This window comes from Acidovorax delafieldii (assembly GCF_007993815.1).
Classification (GTDB): domain Bacteria; phylum Pseudomonadota; class Gammaproteobacteria; order Burkholderiales; family Burkholderiaceae_C; genus Acidovorax; species Acidovorax delafieldii.
Window position 1 is genome coordinate 306,100 of the sequence record NZ_VJWE01000016.1, and the last position, 23,362, is coordinate 329,461.

General features: G+C 65.3%; 22 protein-coding genes and 1 riboswitch. Of the genes, 16 read left to right on the forward strand and 6 right to left on the reverse strand.

Annotated elements, in window-relative coordinates:
* Nucleotides 1-20: 20 nt before the first annotated feature.
* From ATF69_RS19125 to ATF69_RS19195, 15 genes are all read left to right on the forward strand, one after another.
* The gene (locus ATF69_RS19125; RefSeq protein WP_146871949.1) at nt 21-881 is read left to right on the forward strand and encodes an ABC transporter permease; all 861 of its coding nucleotides are present in this window, start codon (nt 21-23) and stop codon (nt 879-881) included.
* Nucleotides 878-1,657, forward strand: a complete 780-nt coding sequence (locus ATF69_RS19130; RefSeq protein ID WP_056063613.1) for an ABC transporter ATP-binding protein — start codon at nt 878-880, stop codon at nt 1,655-1,657. Before ATF69_RS19125 ends, ATF69_RS19130 begins: the two co-directional genes overlap by 4 nt.
* Nucleotides 1,658-1,687: 30 nt before the next feature.
* Nucleotides 1,688-2,500 carry a histidine utilization transcriptional repressor HutC gene (gene hutC / locus ATF69_RS19135; RefSeq protein ID WP_108497401.1) on the forward strand — a complete coding sequence of 271 codons (813 nt, stop codon included), beginning with the start codon at nt 1,688-1,690 and terminating at the stop codon, nt 2,498-2,500.
* 63 nt (nt 2,501-2,563) lie between these two features.
* Nucleotides 2,564-4,102, forward strand: coding sequence for a histidine ammonia-lyase (gene hutH, locus ATF69_RS19140; protein ID WP_121942736.1), 1,539 nt, complete (start codon nt 2,564-2,566; stop codon nt 4,100-4,102).
* Between the two features lie 39 nt (nt 4,103-4,141).
* Nucleotides 4,142-5,866, forward strand: a complete 1,725-nt coding sequence (gene hutU, locus ATF69_RS19145; protein ID WP_056746312.1) for a urocanate hydratase — start codon at nt 4,142-4,144, stop codon at nt 5,864-5,866.
* A 105-nt stretch (nt 5,867-5,971) separates the two neighbouring features.
* Nucleotides 5,972-6,718: an IclR family transcriptional regulator gene (locus ATF69_RS19150; protein WP_244303764.1), complete on the forward strand. Its 747-nt coding sequence runs from the start codon at nt 5,972-5,974 to the stop codon at nt 6,716-6,718.
* A gap of 32 nt (nt 6,719-6,750) precedes the next feature.
* Nucleotides 6,751-7,500 carry a glutamine ABC transporter substrate-binding protein gene (locus tag ATF69_RS19155; protein WP_146871951.1) on the forward strand — a complete coding sequence of 250 codons (750 nt, stop codon included), beginning with the start codon at nt 6,751-6,753 and terminating at the stop codon, nt 7,498-7,500.
* Between the two features lie 29 nt (nt 7,501-7,529).
* Entirely contained in the window at nt 7,530-8,198 is a 669-nt protein-coding gene (locus ATF69_RS19160; protein WP_146871952.1) for an amino acid ABC transporter permease, read from the forward strand.
* Between the two features lie 14 nt (nt 8,199-8,212).
* Nucleotides 8,213-8,989 (forward strand): amino acid ABC transporter ATP-binding protein, encoded by a 777-nt coding sequence (locus ATF69_RS19165; RefSeq protein WP_146871953.1) that lies wholly within the window; start codon nt 8,213-8,215, stop codon nt 8,987-8,989.
* A 56-nt stretch (nt 8,990-9,045) separates the two neighbouring features.
* Nucleotides 9,046-9,939, forward strand: a complete 894-nt coding sequence (locus ATF69_RS19170; RefSeq protein WP_146871954.1) for a phytanoyl-CoA dioxygenase family protein — start codon at nt 9,046-9,048, stop codon at nt 9,937-9,939.
* Nucleotides 9,936-10,565, forward strand: a complete 630-nt coding sequence (locus ATF69_RS19175) for a HutD/Ves family protein (protein WP_146871955.1) — start codon at nt 9,936-9,938, stop codon at nt 10,563-10,565. The genes ATF69_RS19170 and ATF69_RS19175 overlap by 4 nt, the downstream gene beginning before the upstream one ends.
* Before the next feature lie 72 nt (nt 10,566-10,637).
* Nucleotides 10,638-11,924, forward strand: a complete 1,287-nt coding sequence (hutI, locus tag ATF69_RS19180) for an imidazolonepropionase (protein ID WP_146871956.1) — start codon at nt 10,638-10,640, stop codon at nt 11,922-11,924.
* Nucleotides 11,921-13,303, forward strand: a complete 1,383-nt coding sequence (locus ATF69_RS19185) for a formimidoylglutamate deiminase (protein ID WP_146871957.1) — start codon at nt 11,921-11,923, stop codon at nt 13,301-13,303. The genes hutI and ATF69_RS19185 overlap by 4 nt, the downstream gene beginning before the upstream one ends.
* 34 nt (nt 13,304-13,337) lie before the next feature.
* A complete protein-coding gene (hutG, locus tag ATF69_RS19190; RefSeq protein ID WP_146871958.1) occupies nt 13,338-14,153 on the forward strand; it encodes an N-formylglutamate deformylase in 816 nt (271 codons plus the stop codon).
* A gap of 118 nt (nt 14,154-14,271) precedes the next feature.
* A complete protein-coding gene (locus ATF69_RS19195; RefSeq protein ID WP_056063577.1) occupies nt 14,272-14,481 on the forward strand; it encodes a hypothetical protein in 210 nt (69 codons plus the stop codon).
* A 45-nt stretch (nt 14,482-14,526) separates the two neighbouring features.
* Here ATF69_RS19195 and asd read toward each other — a convergent pair whose 3' ends face one another.
* Nucleotides 14,527-15,378 (reverse strand): archaetidylserine decarboxylase, encoded by an 852-nt coding sequence (gene asd, locus ATF69_RS19200; protein WP_146871959.1) that lies wholly within the window; start codon nt 15,376-15,378, stop codon nt 14,527-14,529.
* Between the two features lie 179 nt (nt 15,379-15,557).
* Nucleotides 15,558-15,647: riboswitch (cyclic di-GMP riboswitch) on the forward strand.
* Between the two features lie 248 nt (nt 15,648-15,895).
* Between asd and ATF69_RS19205 the strand changes: the two genes are divergently transcribed.
* On the forward strand, nt 15,896-18,139 hold the full coding sequence (locus ATF69_RS19205) for a S53 family peptidase (protein ID WP_342212260.1): 2,244 nt from the start codon (nt 15,896-15,898) through the stop codon (nt 18,137-18,139).
* A gap of 65 nt (nt 18,140-18,204) precedes the next feature.
* On the opposite strand, the gene ATF69_RS19210 is transcribed toward ATF69_RS19205, so the two are convergent.
* The 5 genes from ATF69_RS19210 to ATF69_RS19230 all read right to left on the reverse strand — a co-directional run bounded on the left by ATF69_RS19210 (nt 18,205) and on the right by ATF69_RS19230 (nt 23,028).
* The gene (locus tag ATF69_RS19210; RefSeq protein WP_146871961.1) at nt 18,205-18,918 is read right to left on the reverse strand and encodes an ABC transporter ATP-binding protein; all 714 of its coding nucleotides are present in this window, start codon (nt 18,916-18,918) and stop codon (nt 18,205-18,207) included.
* 1 nt (nt 18,919) lies between these two features.
* Nucleotides 18,920-19,693: an ABC transporter ATP-binding protein gene (locus ATF69_RS19215; RefSeq protein ID WP_146871962.1), complete on the reverse strand. Its 774-nt coding sequence runs from the start codon at nt 19,691-19,693 to the stop codon at nt 18,920-18,922.
* Nucleotides 19,686-20,684, reverse strand: a complete 999-nt coding sequence (locus ATF69_RS19220; RefSeq protein ID WP_146871963.1) for a branched-chain amino acid ABC transporter permease — start codon at nt 20,682-20,684, stop codon at nt 19,686-19,688. The genes ATF69_RS19215 and ATF69_RS19220 overlap by 8 nt, the downstream gene beginning before the upstream one ends.
* 82 nt (nt 20,685-20,766) lie before the next feature.
* Nucleotides 20,767-21,630, reverse strand: a complete 864-nt coding sequence (locus ATF69_RS19225; protein WP_056063561.1) for a branched-chain amino acid ABC transporter permease — start codon at nt 21,628-21,630, stop codon at nt 20,767-20,769.
* Nucleotides 21,631-21,840: 210 nt separating this feature from the next.
* Complete coding sequence (locus tag ATF69_RS19230; protein ID WP_015014404.1) at nt 21,841-23,028, reverse strand: ABC transporter substrate-binding protein; 1,188 nt, start codon at nt 23,026-23,028, stop codon at nt 21,841-21,843.
* Nucleotides 23,029-23,362: the final 334 nt, after the last annotated feature.

Sequence of the window (23,362 nt, forward strand, 5' to 3'; positions counted from 1 at the left end):
AGACGGAAGAAGAGCGCTCCATGTCCGCCGTGCAACCCCTGTCCGTTACCGAGCCAAAACCCGAGCAAAAAGCCGGACCACATGCCCCCGCGCGCCGGCGCTCGCTGGCCCCGCTGGAGCCTGTGAGCAGCAGCGCCCGGTGGATGCTTGGGCTGGCCTTCTTCGTCGTGTTCGTGGCGGTGTGGGCGTTCTTCACATTGGGCGGCTTCGTGTCGCCCACCTTCCTGGCCAGCCCCGTCACCATGGTGAAGGAAGGCTGGCTGTTGTTCACCGAGTACGGCTTCATCAAAGACATCGGCATGACCATCTGGCGTGTGGTCGGCGGCTTCATCCTTGCCGCCATCATTGCCGTGCCGTTGGGCATTGCGATGGGCGCGTACAAGGGCATCGAGGCGTTCTTTGAGCCCTTCGTCTCGTTCTGCCGCTACCTGCCTGCGTCGGCCTTCATCCCGCTGTTGATCCTGTGGGCTGGGATTGGCGAGGCGCAGAAGATCCTGGTCATCTTCATCGGCTCGGTCTTCCAGATCACGCTGATGGTCGCCGTCACCGTGGGCGGCGCGCGGCGCGATCTGGTCGAGGCCGCCTACACGCTGGGCGCGGGCCACAAGGGCATCGTCACGCGCGTGCTCATCCCCGGCGCAGCCCCCGAGATCGCCGAGACCCTGCGCCTGGTGCTGGGCTGGGCCTGGACCTATGTGATCGTGGCCGAGCTGATCGGCTCGTCCAGCGGTATCGGTCACATGATCACCGACAGCCAGTCGCTGCTCAACACCGGGCAGATCATCTTCGGCATCATCATCATCGGCCTCATCGGGCTGGTGTCCGACTTCGCCTTCAAGGCGCTCAACCACCGTCTGTTTGCCTGGAGTTTTGTGCGATGAGCAGCGTATCCATCCAAGCCGTCTCGCGTGTCTTCGAGACTGCCAAAGGCCAACGCACGCAGGCGCTGCAGCCGGTCGATTTCGAGGTGAAGGACAACGACTTCGTGACCATCCTGGGCCCCTCGGGCTGCGGCAAGTCCACGCTGCTGCGCATCGTGGCGGGGCTGGACCACGCCACCAGCGGCCGCGTGCTGCTGGATGGGGTGCCCGTCGAAGGCCCCGGCGCCGACCGCGGCATGGTGTTCCAGAGCTACACGCTGTTCCCCTGGCTCACCATCGAGCAGAACATCCGCTTTGGCCTGCGCGAACGCGGTATGCCCGAGGCACAGCAAAAGGAACGCGCCGCGTACTTCATCGCCAAGGTCGGCCTGCGCGGCTTTGAGCAGCACTTTCCCAAGCAGCTGTCGGGCGGCATGCAGCAGCGCACCGCCATTGCGCGCGCACTGGCCAACGACCCCAAGATTCTGCTGATGGATGAGCCCTTCGGCGCGCTCGACAACCAGACCCGCGTGCTCATGCAAGAGCTGCTGCTGGGCATCTGGGAGGCCGAGCGCAAGACCGTGCTCTTCGTCACCCACGACATCGACGAAGCCATCTTCATGGCCAACCGCGTGGCCGTGTTCAGCGCCCGCCCCGGCCGCATCAAGACCGAGCTGGCGGTGGACCTGCCGCACCCGCGCCATTACACGATCAAGACCAGCCCCGAGTTCATGGACCTCAAAGCGCGCCTCACCGAAGAGATCCGCGCCGAATCCATGGCGGCGGACCTGCACTGATCTGAACCTGCACCAGCCCCGCATCCACCCATGAGCGCCCGTCCTTCCCGCCGCACTGCAGCCACTGCCCCGCGCAGCGCCACGCCCGCCAAGGCGGTGGTCGCCGTGGCTGCACCCGCGCAAGCCATGGCGCTGTACGAGCAGGTCAAGGACCACATCTCGCGCAAGATCCAGGAAGGCATCTGGCGCGCGGGCGACCGCCTGCCATCCGAGAACGAGCTGGTCACCCAGTTCGGCATCTCGCGCATGACGGTGAACCGCGCGCTGCGCGAACTGGTGGAGCAGGGCCGCATCGTGCGCGTGGCGGGCGTGGGCAGTTTTGTGGCCGAGGACAAGCCCCAGTCCACGCTGCTGCAGATCGCCAATTTGGCCAGCGAAATCCGCCAGCGCGGGCACGACTACCGCTGTGACGTGCTCACGGTGGAACGCACCTCCGCCACGCTGGAAGTGGCCGCCGCGCTGGACCTGCGCACGGGCGAGTCGGTGTTTCACTCGCTGTGCATTCACCGTGAGGACGGTCTGCCCGTACAACTGGAAGACCGCCACGTAAACCCGCGCCAGGTGCCCCAGTTCGTCGCGCAGGACTTCACACTGCTGCAACCCTCCGAATACCTGGTGCGCAACGTGCCCTTTGACCAGATCGAGCATGTGGTCGATGCCGTCATGCCCACCGCCGAGCAGGCCGCGCTGCTGGAGATGTCTCCGCAGGAGCCCTGCCTGCTGCTCACCCGCCGCACCTGGTCGCGCGGCGTGCCCATTACCGTGGTGCGCTGCCTGCACCCCGCCACCCGTTACCGCCTGGGCAGCCGCTTCCGCGCCGACGGCAATCCCGTCGCCGGTTGAAAGTTTTCGCCAAAAGCACAGATTTTTTCGCTTGTACCTACTTGTATATACAGGATCAACGCCATGACACACAACGCTTCATCCCTCACCCTGCACCCCGGCCGCGTCACGCTGGCCGAGCTGCGCCGCATCCACGCGGGCCCCGTGCAACTGGTGCTCGATGCGTCGGCCCGCGCGGGTTTGCAGAAGTCCCTGACCACGGTGCAGCGCATCGTTGATGAAGACCAGGTCGTCTATGGCATCAACACCGGCTTTGGCAAGCTCGCCAGCACCAAGATTGCGCACGAGCGCCTGGCCGAGCTGCAGCGCAATCTGGTGCTGTCGCACAGCGTGGGCACGGGCGATGCGCTGCCCGACGACGTGGTGCGCCTCATCCTGGCCACCAAGGCCGTGAGCTTGGCGCGCGGCCACTCGGGCGTGCGCCCCGAGCTGGTGGATGCGTTGCTGGCCCTGGCCAACGCCAACGTGCTGCCGGTGATTCCGGCCAAGGGCTCGGTGGGCGCGTCGGGCGACCTGGCGCCGCTGGCGCACATGGCTTGTGTGCTGATTGGTGAAGGCCAGGCCAAGGTGGACGGCAAGGTGGTGCCGGGGGCAGAGGCCATGCGCTCCATCGGTTTGCAGCCGTTTGTGCTGGGCCCCAAGGAAGGGCTCGCGCTGCTCAACGGCACGCAGGTGTCCACCGCACTTGCACTGGCCGGGCTGTTTGGCGCCGAGAGCGTCTTTGCCGCCGCGCTGGTCGCGGGCTGCCTGTCGCTCGAAGCCATTAAGGGTTCGGTCAAACCCTTTGATGCACGCATTCACGAGGCACGTGGCCAGGCCGGGCAGATCGCCGTGGCCGCTGCCGTGCGTGCGCTGCTCGACGGCAGCGCCATCGACCCTTCGCACCCGAACTGCGGCCGCGTGCAAGACCCGTACTCCATCCGCTGCGTGCCGCAGGTGATGGGCGCGTGCCTGGACAACCTGCACCACGCCGCGCGCGTGCTGACCATTGAGGCCAATGCGGCTTCCGACAACCCCCTGGTGTTCGACAACGGCGACGTAATCTCTGGCGGCAACTTCCACGCCGAGCCCGTGGCCTTTGTGGCCGACATCATTGCGCTGGCCGTGGCCGAGATCGGTGCGATTTCTGAACGTCGCCTGTCGCTGCTGCTGGACCCAGGCCTGTCAGGCCTGCCCGCCTTCCTGATCCTCGACAGCGGCGTGAACTCGGGCTTCATGATCGCCCAGGTCACCGCCGCCGCATTGGCGGCCGAGAACCAGTGCCTGGCCAACCCCAGCAGCGTGACCAGTCTGCCGACATCGGCCAACCAGGAGGACCATGTCTCCATGGCCACCTACGGCGCGCGGCGCCTGGGCGACATGGTGCGCAATGCGGCGGTGATGGTCGGCATCGAGGCCATGGCCGCTGCGCAGGGCATGGAATTCGACCGCACCCTGAAATCCTCTCCGCTGATCGAAGCGCAATTCGCCGCCATCCGCGAGCGCGTGGCCTACCTGGAGCAGGACCGTTACCTCGCCCCCGACATCGAAGCCATGCGCGCATGGGCCCAGCAGTCCACCTGGCCTGCAGCGCTCACCCAGTGCCTGCCCAGCTTCGCCTGATTTTCTCTACGCATACCCCTTGATTCACAGGAGCCCACCATGAACGCCAACGACGCCATCATCGCCGCCGCCTCCAACACCGACCCCCGCCACGACGCCAGCCGCGTGATCCGCGCGCCGCGCGGCAGCCAGCTCACCTGCAAGAGCTGGCTCACCGAGGCCGCCTACCGCATGATCCAGAACAACCTCGACCCCGAGGTGGCCGAGCGCCCGCAGGACCTGGTGGTGTACGGCGGCATTGGCCGTGCCGCGCGCAACTGGGAGTGTTTTGACCAGATCCTCGCCTCGCTCAAGGACCTGAACGACGACGAAACCCTGCTCATTCAGTCCGGCAAGCCCGTGGGCGTGTTCAAGACCCATGCCAACGCACCCCGCGTGCTGCTGGCCAACTCCAACCTGGTGCCCAAGTGGGCCAACTGGGAACACTTCAGCGAGCTGGACCAGAAGGGCCTGTTCATGTACGGCCAGATGACTGCCGGCAGCTGGATCTACATCGGCACGCAAGGCATCGTGCAAGGCACGTACGAGACCTTTGCCGAGGCGGGTCGCAAGCACTTTGGCGGCTCGCTCGAAGGGCGCTGGATCTTGACCGCTGGCCTGGGCGGCATGGGCGGCGCGCAGCCGCTGGCCGCTACCTTTGCGGGCGCGGTGTCGCTCAACATCGAATGCCAGCAAAGCAGCATCGACTTCCGCCTGCGCACGCGCTATGTGGACAAGCAGGCGCGTGACATTGACCACGCGTTCGAGCTGATCCAGCAGCACACCGCGGCCAAGGAGGCCGTGTCGATTGCCCTGCTGGGCAACGCCGCAGAAATCCTGCCCGAGCTGGTGCGCCGTGCCAAGGCCGGTGGCCTCAAGCCCGACTTGGTCACCGACCAGACCTCGGCCCACGACCTCGTCAACGGCTACTTGCCCGCAGGTTGGACGGTGGCCCAGTGGCGCGCCGCGCAGCAGGACGTGACACAGCACGAGGTGCTGAAGAAGGCCGCTGCCAAGTCCTGCGCCGTGCATGTGCAGGCCATGCTCGACTTCCAGCACATGGGCATCCCGGTGGTGGACTACGGCAACAACATCCGCCAGGTGGCGTTTGACGAAGGCGTGAAGAACGCGTTCGACTTCCCCGGCTTTGTGCCCGCCTACATCCGCCCGCTGTTCTGCGAGGGCAAGGGCCCGTTCCGTTGGGTGGCCCTGTCGGGTGACCCGGAAGACATCCGCAAGACCGACGCCAAGATCAAGGAACTGTTCCCCGAGAACAAGCACGTGCACCGCTGGCTTGACATGGCGGGCGAGCGCATTGCCTTTCAGGGTCTGCCGGCACGCATCTGCTGGCTGGGCCTGGGCGAGCGCCACATTGCGGGCCTGGCCTTCAACGAGATGGTGAAGAACGGTGAGCTCAAGGCGCCCATCGTGATCGGCCGCGACCACCTGGACACCGGCAGCGTGGCCAGCCCCAACCGCGAGACCGAAGGCATGAAGGACGGCACCGACGCCGTGAGCGACTGGCCGCTGCTCAACGCCTTGCTCAACACCTCGGGCGGCGCCACCTGGGTCAGCCTGCACCACGGCGGGGGCGTGGGCATGGGTTACTCGCAGCACTCGGGCATGGTCATCGTGGCCGACGGCACTGAAGCTGCGGCCCAGCGCCTTGCCAATGTGCTGGTCAACGACTGCGGCAGCGGCGTGATGCGCCATGCCGATGCTGGCTACGAGCTGGCGGTGGAGACGGCCAAGAAGCAGGGCCTGAAGCTGCCCATGGTGAAGTGAAGGGGCGAGGGAGGGAATGACAGGAATGTGAAAAAAGGGAACTGCATTCCCATTCGTTGGGAATGTTGGGTTTGAATGCCGCTGCAATCCTTTGATACTGAGTCCATGCCCACCCGTGGACCCACCTCCGTTGCCGCCGCCGACCGTGTTCTGCACGTGCTGGCGGTGCTGGCGCAGCACGGGCAGCCCATGTCGGCTGCCGAGCTGGTGGAGGCCACGGGCCTGGCGCGCAGCACGCTGTACCGGCAGCTGGCGCGGCTCAAGCTGTGGGGCTTTGTGCTGGAGAGCAGCGGGCACTACGCGCCCGGGCCGCTCAGCCTGCAACTGGCCCTGGGCTTTGACATGGCGTCGCATCTGGTGCACCACGCGCGGTCGGACATGCAGGCCCTGGCCCGGCAGTCCCACGAGAGTGTGGGGCTGGTGGTGGCCGTGAATGACAGCGTGGTGTGCCTGGACATGGTGGACAGCACGCAGGCCCTGCGCTGCTCGTTTGAAAAAGGGCGCAGCGTGCCGCTGCGCGCGGGGGCCTCCGCCAAGTGCCTGCTTGCCCACGTGGCCCCGGCCACGCGCAATGCCATTCTGGACCTGCACTACGGCGCAGACACTGCTGAGCGCCAGGCGGCGCTGACCGAGCTGGAAGGCATTGCCAAGGCGGGTTACGCAGTCAGCTCCGGCGAAGTGGATGCCGGTGTCTGGGGCGTCAGCGTGCCCGTGTTCGGTTCTCCCCGGCAGGCCGCCGGGGCCATCACCCTGATGGCCCCGATCTTGCGGGCCCAGGGGCAGGAGACCGCACTCACCGGCATGGCCGTCGTCGCCGCAGCGCGCATCTCTCGCCAGCTCACTTCTCCCTGATTTTCCCTCACCCCTCCTCAGGAGCTTTCCCCATGAACCTTCGCCGCAACCTTCTTCTGGCCAGCCTGGCCGCCGCAGCCCTCTGCACCACGGGTGTACAGGCCCAGGACAACGTCCTGCGTGTGGGCACCGATGCCACGTTCCCGCCCATGGAGTTTGTCGAAAACGGCAAACGCACGGGCTTCGACATCGAGCTGGTGGAGGCCATTGCCAAGACCATGGGCAAACAGGTCGAGTGGGTGGACATCGACTTCAAGGGCCTGATTCCCGGCCTGATCTCGAAGCGTTTTGACATGGCGGTCTCGGCCATCTACATCACCGACGAGCGCAAGAAGGTGGTGGACTTCACCGACTCCTACTACGCCGGCGGCCTGGTGGTGATGGTGAAGGCCGACAACAAGGCCATCAACAAGCTGGCCGACCTGGACGGCAAGAAGGTCAGCGTGCAGGTGGGCACCAAGTCGGTGGCGTACCTGACCGAGAAATTCCCCAAGGTGCAGCGTGTCGAGGTCGAAAAGAACCAGGAGATGTTCAACCTGGTGGATATCGGCCGCGCCGACGCTGCCGTGACCGGCAAGCCCGCCGCGTTCCAGTATGTGCGCACCCGTCCCGGCCTGCGCGTGCTCGACGAGCAGCTCACCACCGAAGAGTACGGCATGGCCCTGCGCAAGGACACGCCCGAGCTGACGAAGGCCGTCAACGGTGCCATCACCAAGCTCAAGGCAGACGGCACCTATGCTGCCATCGTCAAGAAGTGGTTCAGCAACAGCGCTGCCAAGTAAACCGCAGCCACACGTTGCCGAACTGAGCCATGGAACTCGATTTTTCTCCTGTCTGGGCCGGGTTGCCCCAGTTGCTGGCGGGCGCGCTGGTCACTGTGGAAATCACGGCCGCCTCGCTGCTGCTGGGTTGCGTCATGGGCCTGCTGGTGGGTATTGGGCGCCTGAACCCCAAGCGCCGCGTGGTCTACGCCCTGTGCACCGCCTACGTGGCCGCCATCCGTGGCACGCCGCTGCTGGTGCAGCTGTTCATCCTGTTCTTTGGCCTGCCGCAGTTCGGCATCCTGCTGCCCGCTTTTGTGTGCGGCGTGATCGGCCTGGGCATCTACTCGGGCGCCTATATGTCCGAGGTGGTGCGCGGCGCCATCCAGTCCATCGACAAGGGACAGATGGAGGCGGCGCGTTCCATTGGCATGTCCTCGGGCCTGGCCATGCGCACCGTGGTGCTGCCACAGGCCGTGGTGCGCATGATTCCGCCACTGGGCAATGAGTTCATCGCGCTGATCAAGAACTCGGCGCTGGTGTCGCTGCTCACCATCCACGACCTGATGCACGAAGGGCAGAAGATCATCAGTGTGTCGTATCGCTCGCTGGAGGTGTACCTGGCGATTGCGGTGGTGTATTTCATCCTCACGGGTGTCACTTCGTTGGTGCTGCGCCGCATGGAGCTGCGCCTGCGTGCCGGGGGAATGGTGCAATGAAGAAAAATTCTGTGATGACCGTAGCAAGCCCATCCGCCGAGCCCATCGTGCGCATTCGCGGACTGCGCAAGTCGTTTGGCAGCCACGTGGTGCTGAACGGCATCGACTTTGACGTGCTGCCGTCGCAAGTGGTGGTGGTCATCGGGCCCAGCGGCTCGGGCAAGAGCACCTTTCTGCGCTGCTGCAACGGACTGGAGCAGCCCGAAGGCGGCACGGTCGAGATCTGTGGCCGCACACTGGTGCAGGACGGCCGCATGCTGCCCGACCATGACCTGAACGCTTTGCGCGAAGAAGTGGGCATGGTGTTCCAGTCGTTCAACCTGTTTCCGCACCTTTCGGTGCTCGACAACGTCACGCTGGGTCCGCGCAAGCTGCGCGGCCTCTCGCGCAAGGAGGCCGAGGAGCGCGCACAGGCCCTGCTGACCAAGGTGGGCCTGGCGCACAAGGCTTTGGCCATGCCTGCCAGCCTGTCGGGCGGGCAAAAGCAGCGTGTGGCCATTGCCCGCGCACTGGCCATGGAGCCGCGCGTGATGCTGTTCGACGAGCCCACCTCGGCGCTGGACCCCGAGCTGGTGGGCGAGGTGCTGCAGGTCATGAAGCTGCTGGCCAGCGAAGGCATGACCATGATGGTCGTGACGCACGAAATGGACTTTGCACGCGAGGTGGGCGACGTGGTGGTGGTGATGGACGGCGGCGGGATCATCGAGTCCGGCCAGCCTGCCACCATCTTCACCAACCCCACGCAGGAGCGCACGCGCTCCTTTCTGCAGGCGGTGCTCACGCGCGCCTGAGGCTGGGTGTGCGTGATGCATGACAACGGTCAATAGCCTACAAGGAGACAGCTCGTATGCACCCGGTTTCACCTGCCAGTGACCTGAGCCAACAACAGCACTTTCAACAGCGCTTGCAGGAGCGCCTGACCGCCGACGACATCGCGCGGTTTGACCGCGACGGCGCCATCTGCATCAAGCAGCTGCTCACGCCCGAAGAGGTAGCGCTGCTGCGCGACGGCATCGACGCCAACCTGGCCGCGCCCAGCCCGCGTGCCAAGGTGGCCAGCAGGCCGGATGACCCGGGCCGCTTCTTCGAGGACTTCTGCAACTGGCAGGACATCCCGCAGTTCGGCCGCTTTGTGCGCGACACGCCGCTGGCCCTGGCCGCGCAGCGCCTGATGCAGTCACGCACCGTGCGGCTGTACCACGACCATGTGCTGGTGAAGGAGCCGGGCACGCGCCAGAAGACGCCCTGGCACCAGGACCAGCCTTACTACAACATCGAAGGCAGGCAGAACGTGAGCATGTGGATTCCGGTCGATCCAGTGTCGCGCGCGGCCACGCTCGAATTTGTGGCTGGTTCGCACAAGGGCCCCTGGCTCATGCCGCGCACCTTCATGGACAACCAGGCCAAGTGGTTCCCCGAGGGCAGCCTGCAGGACCTGCCCAACGTCGAGGCCAATCGCGACGCTTTTCCCATCGTGGGCTGGGAGATCGAGCCGGGCGACGTGGTGTGTTTTCACATGCTCACGCTGCATGCGTCGGGCGGGGTGGAGGGGCCCAACCGGCGCCGCGTGTTCTCGGTGCGCTTCCTGGGCGACGACACGCGCCACGCGCCAAGGCCGTGGAAGACCTCGCCCGAGTTCCCGGGGCTGGCGGACCAGCTACCCGCTGGGGCAGCCATGGACCACCCGCTGTTCCCGCTGCTGGTGGGCGGGAACGGTGTGCCGCAGGGTGAAGGCGCGTGAAGCAGTTTCTGGACTTGGCCTCCACGCCCCCGGTGCCCTGGAAGAACGGCGGCGGCAGCACACGCGAGCTGGCGTGCTGGCCGCCCGGCGCGGGCATGGACAGCTTTGCATGGCGCGTGAGCGTTGCCACCATTGCAAGCCCCGGGCCGTTCTCGGCGTTTGTGGGGGTGGATCGGCAAATCATGTTGCTGGATGGCGATGGCGTATATCTGCAAGGCGCAGAAGGACATTGGCAGCACGCGCTGACGCACCGCTGGGAGCCGTTTGCGTTCTCCGGCGAAGAGCCGGTGGACTGCCGCATGCTGGGCGGTGTTTCCACCGACTTCAACCTGATGCTGCGCCGGGGTGCGTGGACCGGGAACCTGAAGGTGCTGCGCGATGCGCCGCCGCCCGCTGAGGGGGCTGCCGCGGGTCTGTGCGTGGTGCTGCAGGGCACCTGGCGATGCGAGGACTGCGATACCCACCAAGTGCGGATGCTGGCAGCGGGGCAGGGCCTGTGGTGGGTGAACGAAGGGGGCGAAGCAGCGCCGTCGATCACCCCTGTGCGCCGCGCCGAAAGCGGTGGGTCTGCCGACGATGCACCCGTGCTGGCCTGGGTGGCCTTGCGCAGGGGCTCTGCACCATAATTTGGATCAAATGGGCTGCAAGCGCTAGTGGAATATGCGCTAGTAGCTATATAAACAATAGCAATTCAATCCATGAACACAGCAGCAGGTAGCAACAAGCAGGGCGTTGTCCCGCCAGCATCTTCCGCACCCAGTGCCGATGGCGTGTGGACCAACCTGCGGCCCGTGGCCGCGTTGTGGGCGACGGATGTGCCGGTGCCTGAGGGCACGCTGGCGTGTGTGGTGGTGCAGGGCGGCGCCGTGCAGTGGGTGGGCCCGCAGGCCCAGGTGCCAGCAGCCTTTGCGGCCTTGCCTCGCATTGACAGCAGGGGCGCCGTCACCACCCCCGGTCTGGTGGATTGCCACACCCACCTGGTGTACGGTGGGCAGCGCGCCAACGAGTTCGCGATGCGGCTGGCGGGTGCGACGTATGAAGAGGTGGCCAAGGCGGGCGGGGGCATCGTGTCGTCGGTGCGCGCCACGCGCGAGGCCAGCGAAGACGAGCTCTTTGCCCTGGCCGCGCCGCGCCTGCAGGCGCTGCTGGACGAGGGCGTGTGTGCCATCGAGATCAAGTCCGGCTACGGACTGGCGCTGGAGCACGAACGCAAGCAGCTGCGCGTGGCCCGCCGCCTGGGCGAGGCCTTTGGCGTCACGGTGCGCACCACCTTCCTCGGCGCGCATGCACTGCCGCCCGAATACGCCGGGCGCAGCCAGGACTACACCGACCTTGTCTGCAACGAGATGCTGCCTGCGCTTGCGGCCGAAGGCCTGGTGGATGCCGTGGATGTGTTCTGCGAACGCATCGCCTTCACGCTGGCCGAGACCGAGCAGGTCTTCCAGGCCGCGCGCAAGCTCGGCATCCCCGTCAAGCTGCATGCGGAGCAACTGTCCGACATGGGCGGCTCGGCACTCGCTGCGCGCTACGGTGCGCTGTCGTGTGACCACATCGAGCACCTGTCGGCCGACGGCATCGCTGCGATGAAAGCCGCAGGCACCGTGGCCGTGCTGCTGCCTGGCGCCTACTACACGCTGCGCGACACGCACCTGCCACCCATCGCGGCACTGCGCGCAGCGGGTGTGCCCATGGCTGTCTCCACCGACCACAACCCGGGTACCTCGCCCGCGCTGAGCCTGCTGCTGATGGCCAACATGGCCTGCACGCTGTTCCGTCTGACAGTGCCCGAGGCGCTGGCGGGCATCACCACCCACGCCGCACGCGCGCTCGGCCTGCAAGACACCCACGGCCTCATCGCATCCGGCAGGCCCGCCCACTTTGTGCTGTGGCCGGTGGGCGAGGCGGCCGAACTGGCCTACTGGCTGGGCCAAAAGCCTGCCTGCACCATCGTGCGGCAAGGGCGCATTCACGGAGTCATGCCATGACGCAACAACTGTTCGCCGCCGATGCACTGCTGCCCACGGGCTGGGCGCGCAACGTGCTGATCACATGGGATGGGGCAGGGCGCATCACTGCCGTCGCGCCCAACGCCCAGCCAAATGGTGCCGCCATGGCCCCGGGCCCCGTGTTGCCCGGCATGCCCAATCTGCACTCGCACGCCTTCCAGCGCGCGTTTGTGGGCCTGACCGAATACCGGGGCGAAAGCCAGGACAGCTTCTGGAGCTGGCGCAACCTGATGTACCGCTTTGCGGCGCGCATTACGCCCGAGTCGCTGGAGGCTATTGCGACCTGGCTGTACGTGGAGATGCTGGAGGCGGGCTACACCAGCGTGTGCGAGTTCCACTACGTGCACCACGACCAGGACGGCACGCCCTATGCCGATGACGCCACGCTCTCGCTGGCCCTGCTGCGTGCGGCGCAGAATGCGGGCATCGGCATCACGCTGTTGCCGGTGCTGTACCAGACGAGTGGTTTTGGTGCCAAGCCACCGCGTGCGGACCAGGCCCGCTTCATTCGCAGCACGGACAACATGCTCTCATTGCTCGAGCGCCTTGCACCCGCTGCAAGAGCGCAAGCGGCCGTTTTGGGACTGGCGCCGCACTCGCTGCGCGCGGTGCCGCCCGGCAGTCTGGAAGTTGCGGTACAGGGCCTCACGGCACTCAATGCGCAGGCGCCCATTCACATACATATTGCCGAGCAGACGCAGGAAGTGGATGACTGCGTGGCCTGGAGCGGCCAGCGCCCGGTGCAGTGGCTGCTGGAGAACGCCCCCGTGGACGAGCGCTGGTGTCTGGTGCACGCCACGCACATGACCCCGCAGGAGTACCAGGACGCAGCGCGCACGGGCGCCGTGGCGGGCATCTGCCCCACCACCGAGGCCAACCTGGGCGACGGCATCTTCGACATGCCGCTGTGGCTTCAGCACGGCGGGCGCTGGGGCGTGGGCTCGGACAGCCATGCCTGCGTGAATGCGGCAGAGGAATTGCTGATGCTCGAATACGGCCAGCGCCTGTCGCTGCGCCAGCGCAATGTGCTGGCCACCGCTGCGCAACCCGAGGTGGCCACGGCCATGGCCTTGCAGGCCGTGCAGGGCGGGGCGCAGGCAGCGGGCCGCGCCATTGGTGGCCTCGCCGTGGGCCAGCAGGCCGACCTGGTGGTGCTGGATTCGCAGCACCTGGCGCTGCGCGATTTGCCTGCGCACAGCATGCTGTCGGCCCATGTGTTTGGCAGCCAACGCACCTCGGCCATCGACAGCGTGTGGGTGGCGGGGCAGCGGCGCATCGCCAGCGGCCGGCACACGCTGCATGACGCAGCGGCCCATGCGTTCGTGGCCGCGCGCTCGGCCACCATTGCACCCGATTGACGCGTCCGATTGAATTCCTACCCCTGAGCTTGTGATGACAGATACCTCTCCACCTCCTTTTGTCCTTTACCCCGGCACCGCGCCGCTGCTGGTGTCGATGCCCCATGCGGGCACCTACGTGCCGCCAGCGCTGGCTGCGCGCTTCACCGATGAGGCCCGCCAGGTGCCCGACACCGACTGGCACATGGAGCGCCTCTATGCGTTCGCCAAGGACCTGGGCGCGTCCATCCTCGTGGCCACGCACTCGCGCTATGTGGTCGATCTGAACCGCCCGCCCGATGGGACCAGCCTCTACCCTGGCCAAAGCGTCACCGGCCTGTGCCCGGTCGATACGTTTGACGACACGCCCATCTATGCCCGGGGCGATGTGCCCGATGATGCCGAGGTGGCCGCGCGCCGCGATGCCGTCTGGGCGCCGTACCACGCGCAACTGCGTGCCGAGCTGGACCGCATCCGCGCGCAGCATGGTGTGGCGGTGCTGTGGGACGCCCACTCCATCCGCTCGGTGCTGCCGCGCTTCTTTGAAGGCAAGCTGACCGACCTGAACCTGGGGACGGCCAACGGCGAAAGCTGCGATCCGGCACTGGCGCAGGAGCTGCTGTCCATCGCCAAAGAGGCCCAGGGCCACACCGCAGTGCTCAACGGTCGCTTCAAGGGCGGGCACATCACGCGCCACTATGGGCAGCCCGCGCAGAACATCCACGCGGTGCAGCTGGAGATGACGCAGTGCAGCTACATGCAAGAAGCCTTGCCGTTTGACTATCTGCCCGATGTGGCGGCAGGCGTGCAGCCGCACCTGCGCCGCATGCTGCAGGCCACGCTGGCCTTTGCGGCAGCGCAATCAGTTTGAAATGGGCACCCCGCGGCGGGAGGGAACGGTGCTAGTATGAACTGGTCGGTCCACCATGGACCGCCGTCAGGGCCCGCATTCACGCAAGGGCCCGTTGTAGCGGGAGGAGCCGCGCCCCATGGACCCCACCGCTTACTACTACATGCCCCTGTTCAAGCCCGGCGCGTTTGTACAATGGAACCACCAGCGCGAAACCGTGAGCCATGTGGTGGTGCGCCGCAACTCTCTCATGGTGTATCTGGTGGGGCATGAATCCCCCGTGCACCCTGAAGCGCTGCACCTGGCACCCACCGCCTTCCGGCTCACGCGGGCGCCAGACCGTTTGTGAGCGCGGCGCCCCGGCCGAAGGGCTACTGGGCTGATGGGCTGAAGGTCAGCCGCCAGTGCACTGCGCCATCGACTCGCCCAGCTGGATGGGGCGCGTGGGCGACCACTGCGGGTTGAACTGCAGCGGCCCCTGTGGGAACAGCATCACCACGGTGGAGCCGAGCAAGAAGCGGCCCATTTCCTCACCTTGCTGCAGGCTCACCTGGCCCTTGGCGTAGTCCCACTGCCGCATCGTGCCGGTGCGCGGCGGGTTCACCTGCCCATGCCACACGGTGGCCATGCTGCCCACGATGGTGGCGCCCACGAGTACCAGCACGAACGGACCCTGGGCCGATTCAAAAAAGCACACCACGCGCTCATTGCGCGCGAACAGGCCGGGCACGCCGCGTGCCGTGGTGGGATTGACCGAAAACAGGTCGCCCGGCACATGCACCATGCGCGTGAGCTCGCCCGCGCAAGGCATGTGGATGCGGTGGTAGTCGCGCGGGCTCAGGTACAGCGTGGCGAAGTGGCCGTTGTCAAAACGGGCTGCGGCGGCCGCATCGCCACCCACCAGGGCGGTGGTGGAGTAGGTGTGCCCCTTGGCCTGGAAAACCTGGTCCTTGGCGATGGGGCCAAACTGGCTGATCGCACCGTCCACAGGGCAGATCAAATCGGCCTGGGCCAGCGGGCGGGCGCCGGGCTTGAGCGCCCGCGTGAAGAAGTCATTGAACGACGTGTAGCTGGCAATGTCGGGGTTGGCCGCCTCGGCCATGTTGACGTTGTAGCGGCCCACAAACCAGCGGATCACCGAGGTGGTGAGGCCGCCCAGCCGGGCCGATGCGAACTTGCCCGCCAGGGTGGTCAGTGCGCGTTTGGGAAGAGCGTATTGGGGCAGTACGGTGAGGCGATCGGACAAAACGTTCTTCCTGAGTCGATAGAGCGAATGATTCTAACGACGGGGGGGCTGCTGGCGACCCGGGTTATCAAGGGTGCGTGTGCATGCGGTGGATGGAGTCTGGCCCTCCTGGTAGTCAGGTGATAAATTTGAAATTATTATCAAATTTATTGATTTTTCCGTTTCAAACAATTACATTTGCTCCATCAAGGCACACCCGCACGAAAGTCGGGGTCGCAAAGCCACCGGTCTAACCCCTTTTGAATGGGCATGGCAGCGGGGTTGCCACGGTTCTCCAGGGTGTTTGCTTGGGGGGTGCTCCAGGGCGCGTCGGCAATCCTCACAGGTGTTTGCATCCCAGCTTTCTTCGGTGTGTGCGGTGTGATTCCCGCATGTCATGGAGAACAGAATGCCAACGCAGACTCGCCGTCACCTTTTCACTCGCAAGCCCCAGCATGCTCGCTGGGCGTTGCTCTCTGTCGTTCCGTTGGTTGTCTTGGGGTGCGGCGGATCTGCCGACACGGAAGGACTTAGCGACGTGGCCTCCACCACCACGACGCTACAAGCGTCTGCCGAGATGTTGCCGCCAGAGGTGGAGAGCTTGGGGGCGCAGCCCACGTTCCACATCGCGCCAGTGGTGCTGGAGGCTCCTGACGACATGGACGTGCAGGATGCCAACCAGTCCGCGCGGAGTGCGCCCAAGTCGCAGCCGGTGCCGGAGATGTTCAAGGCATTGTCCACCCGCCGTCTCACACCCTCCAACCTGGAGGAGGTGAAGCAGAAGTCGGCGAATATGACCTGGACGGCGCCCAAGGATGCGCTGGCAGCGCCTCTCGCAGGTACCGGTGTGGTCACCACCTATTCGGTCGCTCAGGTACGCGCGGCCTACGGCTTCGGCGCGTTGCCCGCTGTAGGCTCCAAGCCGTCCGGAGCCCAAGCCGCTCAACTGGGGGCAGGGCAGACGGTGTATGTCATTGGAGCGAAGCACAACCCCAACGTGGCAGCCGAACTGGCAGCTTTTAATCAGAAGTTCGGGTTGCCCACCTGTGCTGCCAAGGTGTTGCCAGTAACCACTGGGCTGCCCCTGGCCGCCGCCTCCCCTGCAGCGGGTTGCGAATTGTGGGTGGCTTACAGCACAGCATCCGGCGGCATTTCTGGCGTGGCGCCCGCATACGACGCCGGGTGGGCGACGGAAATCGCGTTGGACGTTCAGTGGGTGCATGCGATTGCACCGCTGGCACGTATCGTTCTTGTGGAGGCGCCCGACGCATCGGTGAACAGCTTGCTGGGCGCCGTTCGGCTGGCCAACACCATGGGGCCGGGAGTGGTGTCCATGAGCTTCGGTGCGCAGGAAGGTGCATGGACAGCCTCTGCGGACTCTGCTTTTACTGCTGCGGGAATGACCTATCTGGCGGCGACCGGCGATTCTGGCGCAGGGGTGAACTGGCCTTCAGTTTCTTCCAATGTCATCGCGGTGGGCGGCACAACGCTGACCTATTCCGGCAGCGGGGCGCGCAGTGAGGTGAGCTGGTCGGGCACGGGTGGTGGTACCAGCGGCTTCATCGCCGTGCCGGCGTACCAGAAGTCGTCTGTGCCGGGTACTGGCTCGCTGGTGCGTCGCACGGTGGCTGATGTGGCCATGAATGCCGACCCTGCCACCGGGCAGTACGTGGCGGTGATGCAGCCCGGAAGCAGTGCTGTGCAATGGATCAGTGCAGGCGGTACCAGCCTGGCAGCACCCATGTGGGCCGGACTTGTAGCAGTCGCCAACGCAGGCAGGCAGCAAGCTGCGCGACCAGTGATAGGCGGTGGGCACGCGTTGCTCTATGGGCAGATTGGCGCAGTGGCATCGAACTATGCGAGCAGTTTTTCCGACATTCGCCTGGGCAGCCACGGCGTCTGCAGTACTTGCTCGGCCGGGCCTGGCTATGACCAGTTGACAGGCCTGGGTACTCCCAATGCCAGCGCGCTGGTGGGCTTGCTGGCTGGCGCTGCAGCACCTGCGCCAGCGCCGGTGGTCACGTCGGCCAGTATCAGCGGTACCGTAGGTGCGGCACTGACCTTCACTGTGTCCGTCAACGCCCCCAACCCCGTGACTCTGAGCCTTGCCGGTGCGCCCACTGGCATGTCGATCAGTGCTGCCGGTGTGGTGTCGTGGCCGGCTCCTGTGGCAGGGGCCTACGCCGTCACCGTTGTGGCAAAGGACACCAAGACGGGGCTCACTGGGCAGGGGGTTTACAACATCAACGTTATCGCTCCGGTGGCCCCGACGATCGAAAGCGCGAGCATTGCAGGCCGCCCTGGTGTCGCCCTGTCTTTCAAGGCGAATGTCAGCGCTCTCAATCCGGTGGCGTATTCCCTTGCAGGGGCCCCATCGGGAATGGTTGTGGCTGCAGATGGCGTGGTGAGCTGGCCCAAACCGGTGGCTGGTACGTACAGCGTGACCTTGACGGCGAAGGACACCAAGACGGGCTTGTCGGGCAAGGGCGTCTTCACGGTCAAGATCGCCACGGCAGGGCCGGTGATCACGGCCTCAGCCATGGTGGGCGTAGCCGGTCAACCGCTGTCCGGCAGCATCAACATTACCTCGCCGGGCGCCACCTCGCTCTCCGTCTCCATCACCGGTGTGCCATTGGGCATGGGCTTTGTAGTGTCTGGAAGCACCATTGTGGCTAACTGGCCCAAGCCGGTGGCTGGCAGCTATCAACTGGTGGTCACAGCCAAAGACTCGGCAGGTTTGTCCGCACAGCTGAATGTGCCGGTGACGATCAACCCGCGCTAGGAGGTCGAGCCGCTACGCGGCCACCGAGCTCCCGCTTTATCCCGGGCTGGCTGTAGCCGGTGCGCTCAAACCCCGAGGTACTGCTCCAGCAGCAGGGGCTGCGCATGCAGTGCGTCCGAGCTGCCGTCAAACACCACCTGGCCCTTGACCAGGATGACGTTGCGGTCGGTGATCTGCGTGACGTGCTTCCAGTTCTTGTCCACGATCACGCTGCTGATGCCGCTGTCCTTGATGAGGCTGCAGATGCGCCAGATCTCGCGTGCGATCAGCGGCGCCAGGCCCTCGGTGGCTTCGTCGAGGATGAGCACGTCGGGGTTGGTCATCAGCGCGCGGCCGATGGTGAGCATCTGCTGTTCGCCACCGCTGAGCTGCTGGCCGCCGTGGCCCAGGCGCTCCTTCAGGCGCGGAAAGGTCTCCAGCACGCGCTCGTAGGTCCAGTCGCGCTGCCCACGTGTGCCGGCGCGGGCGGCCATCTGCAGGTTCTCGACCACGCTCAGGTTGCCGAAGATGCCCCGGCCCTCGGGCACGTAGGCAATGCCCAGCCGGGCCACTTCGTAGGGAGGCTTGCCAGTCATGTCGCGGCCCGCCACGGCCACGCTGCCCGAGCGGGGCTTGACCAGGCCCATCAGCGACTTGAGCAGGGTGCTCTTGCCCATGCCGTTGCGGCCCATGAGGCCGATGGTCTCGCCCTGGCCCACGGTGAAATCAATGCCATGCAGGATGTGGCTGCTGCCGTAGAAGGTGTGGATGCCCTTGGCATCGATCCATAGAGTGGTCATCTCAGTGGTCCTCCCCCAGGTAGGCGGCCTGCACAGTGGCATCGGCGCGCACCTCGGGCGGTGTGCCATGCGCAATCACCTCGCCGTTGACCATCACCGTCAGGCGGTCGGCCAGCGCAAACACGGCATCCATGTCGTGCTCGACCAGCATCATGGCGTGGGCAGGCTTGAGTCGTTGCAGCAGCTCCACCATGCGTTCGGCCTCGGCCACGCCCATGCCGGCCAGGGGCTCGTCGAGCAGCAGCACCTGCGGCTCGGTGGCCAGGGTCATCGCAATTTCCAGCTGGCGCTGCTCGCCGTGGCTCATGGCTCCCGCGATGGCTGTGCGCCGGTCTTTGAGGCCTGACAGCTCAATAGCGCTTTCAAGACGTGCGCTGGTTGCTCTGTTTTTGATAGTGTCCGAGCGGGTGTCCTGCCACCAGCGCAACGGGTTCCAGGGCTGCTGTGCCTCGCGCGACTGGGCCGCCAGGCGCACGTTTTCGTGCACGGTGAGCGGCAGGAAGATGTTGGTCTTCTGGTAGCTGCGGCCCAGGCCCTGGCGCGAGATGCGTTCGGGCGCCCAGCCGGTCACATTGGTGCCGCCCAGCAGCACCTGGCCCCAGGTGGGGGGCAGGTCGCCCGAGAGCAGGTTGGTCAGGGTGGACTTGCCAGCGCCATTGGGACCGATCACCGCATGGATCTTGCCCCGCCAAAGGTCTAACGAGACACCATTGACGGCAGCCAGGCCGCCGAAGCGTTTGGTGACCTTCTGTGCAGACAACAGGACTTCAGCCATGGTGCGATCCCTCCGAAGCCTTGGCTGCGCTCCGCTGCGCAAACATGCCCAGCAGCCCGCGCGGCGCGGCCACCACCACCAGCACGATGAAGCCTCCCATCAGAAGCTGCCAGTGTTTGCTGATGTCCTTGAACACGTGCAGCAGGTACTCGAAGGCAAACGCACCCACGATGGCGCCTGCAAAGTTGCCCATGCCGCCCAGAATGACCATCATGATGGCGTGCGCGCTCATGTGAAAGCCCATGAGCTCAGGATTCACATAGCCGGTCTGCGCGCCCCACAGGTAACCCGCCAGGCCCGCCAGCGCCCCCGCGATGGTGAAGGCGGTGAGTTTGTAGCCCCGTGTGCCAAAGCCCATGGCGCGCATGCGGTGCTCGTTGATGCGGATGCCCGCCAGCGCGCGGCCCAGCGGGCTCCACAGCAGGCGGCGCAGCAGCACGTACACCAGCACCACCAGCGCCAGCGTGAAGTAGTAGAAGGTCTTGCGTCCCTCCAGATCGAACGGCAGCCAGCCGAAGAGCGACGCATCGGGCCGGAAGTTGATATACAGCCCGTCCGATCCACCCAGCACCTTGTTGTCGAAGAACAGGTAGAAGACCATCTGCGCAAAAGCCATGGTGACCATGATGAAGTAGATGCCGTGGGTGCGCACCACAAAGAACCCGATCACCAGTGCCACCAGGCCGGACACCGCCACGGCCAGCGGCAGCGACCACCACAGGCTGACCGGCATGTCTGCAGGGGTGAGAAAGGCCAGGGCGTAGCCCGCCACGCCAAAGTACGCAGCATGGCCCAGTGATACCAATCCGGTCGCGCCCTGCAGCAGATCCAGGCTCATGGCAAAGATGGCCATGATCATCATGCGGGTGACCATCTGTACGTAAAAGTCGCTGCCCACCACAGGGAACAGCAGCAACGCAGCCAGCCCCAATGCCAGGGCGAACTGCACGCTGCGCGGCAGCACTTCGATATTGGCGCGCGGGGTGCTCATGAGCAGCCGCCGGGCCGCCCCAAGGCAGCGAAGGCCCCCTTGGGGGGCAGCGAGATACACGAAGTGACGAGCGTGGGGGTAGTCATTGTTTAAACAGGCCTTCGGGTTTCCACAGCAGCACGGCCGCCATCAGCATATAGACCAGCATGCCCGCTGCCTGCGGCAGCAGCACCTTGCCAAACGTATCGACCAGGCCCACCAGCAGCGCCGCTATCAGTGCTCCCCGCACTGAGCCTATGCCACCAATCACCACCACCACAAAGCACATGATGAGGACCGACGAGCCCATGTTCGGGTACACGCTGGATACCGGTGCAGCCACCATGCCCGCGACGGCCGCCAGGCCTACACCCAGCGCGAAGACGATGGCATGGATGAGCTTGATGTTCACGCCCAGCGACTCGGCCATGTCGCGGTTGAAGGCGCCCGCGCGGATCTTCATGCCCAAACGCGTCTTGGAGATCAGCAGGTACAGCGCCACAGCCAGCGCGATGCACACGCCCGATATGAACAGCCGGTAGACCGGGTAGGAGAGGGTGTCGGTGAGAGGGATCGACCAGTCAAGCATTTGGGGGATGGGCACTCCGTGCACATCGTCGCCCCACAGGATGGAGCGCAGTTCTTCAAAAATGTAGATCAGCCCGAAGGTCAGCAACACCTGGTCCAGGTGGTCGCGGTGGTAGAAGTGGCGAAAGAGCAGCCATTCAAGCGCCAGCCCAAAGACCACCGACAGCAGCGCGCCACCCACGATGGCCAACGCCAGGCTGCCGAAATGCCCTGAGAGTGAATACGCGAGGTAAGCACCCAGCATGTAAAAGCTGCCGTGCGCCAGGTTCACCACGCCCATGATCCCGAAGATCAGCGTGAGCCCGGCCGCCAACATGAACAGCAGCAGGCCGTATTGAACGCTGTTGAGCAGCTGGATCAGGAAGGTGGCGAAGTCCATGAATGTGGTGATGTTGGCGGCCTGCCGATGTGGCTGGTAGCCACTGGTGAAAGGGGCTTTGTGCGGGCGATGTACCCGTGGAGTTGATAACTGGCGCGGCCTCATGAAAGGCAGCCGAGCAAGGGCTGCCCTGCAGCGAGGGCTGCATCCCTCTGCCCGCTGCGCGCAGCGCTGCGAGAACGGGGGAAGACGCGCGCGCCTCAGGGGGGGTTACCCCATCCTGCAACCGGCGCCGCTGTCGGCCAGCGCCTTGGCGGCTACGCCGATCACCTTGTTTTCCTTGTTCTCGACGCGGCGCAGGTAGATGTCCTGCACGGGGTTGTGCGACTTGCTCATCGTCCACTTGCCGCGTGGGCTGTCGATGACTGCGCTTTCCATCGCCTTGATGACGGCCGGTTTGGCAGAAAGGTCGCCCTTGACCGCGTTGGCGCCCTGCACCAGCAGCAGGCCGGTGTCGTAGCCTTGCACGGCATACACGTCGGGCTGACTGCGAAAGGCCTTGGCGTATTCCAAGCGGAACTGCTTGTTGCGCGGCGTGTCCAGCGAATCGCTGTAGTGCATGGTGGTGATGATGCCGTCGGCCGCGGGGCCGGCAGCGTCCAGCACGCCCTCGGTGAGGAAGCCCGAGCCGTACAGCGGAATCTTGTCCTTGAGGCCGGCCGCCGCATAGTCCTTGATGAACTTGGCCGCGCCGCCACCGGCGAAGAAGCAGGCCACGGCATCAGGCTTGAGGGCCGCGATCTCGGTCAGAAGCGCCTGGAATTCGACGTTGGGGAAGGGCAGGCCCAGCTCCTTGACGATGGTGCCGCCGGCCTTGGTGTAGCTTTCCTTGAAGCCCTCAAAAGCCTCGTCACCAGCAGCGTACTTCCAGGTGATCCATACGGCCTTCTTGTGGCCTTTTTCGACCATGGCCTTGCCCAGCGCCAGGGTGGGTTGGGAGTTGCTGAACGAAGTGCGGAATACATTGGGCGCGCACAGCGCGCGGGTGGCAGCGTGCACGCCCGCGTTGGGGATGAGGTTGAGCACACCGGTGTCGCGCGCCACCTTCTGGATGCCCATCTGCACGCCCGAGTGCACAGTGCCAATCAGCACATCCACCTTGTCGCGCTGGACCAGCTTGCTGGCGTTTTCCACGCCCTTGCTGGGCTCGGACTCGTCATCGACCTTGAACCATTCGATCTCGCGGCCGCCGAGCTTACCGCCTTGCTGGTCGATGGCCAGGCGCACGCCGTTTTCGATGGCCACGCCCAGCTGGGCAAAGGTGCCGGTGTAGGGCAACATGAACCCCACGCGCACCTTGCCGCTTTGAGCACGCACGATGGAGGGCAGCAGCAGGCCCGTGGATGCTGCGCCAACGAGGGCGGCACTGCGGCTGATGACGAGGCGGCGGGTGGTCATGGGGCTTGTCTCCTTTGTTTAGGCTTAAAGTAATTTACTGCAAGCGTTCGGTGGTGAATACCTATGGGTTACCCGTACCGGTGCTGGCGTGGGGTTCCGCGTGCATGCGGCGTGGCTTCCATGGTTTCTCTGTCTTCGCTGCTTGAGGCCCGACGGATCCAGGCGACATGGCTGCGAACGTTGATGGCTGCCGCAGCCAGGGGGTAAATTTGAAACATGAATTAAAATGCATGTATTGGATTTTTGTGCAGTATAGATCGTGTTTTTTGGATTCGGGTGGCCGATTTGAGCCTGCGTTGTAGGTAGTTTCCAGCAGGGAGGCGGCAGCGGCACC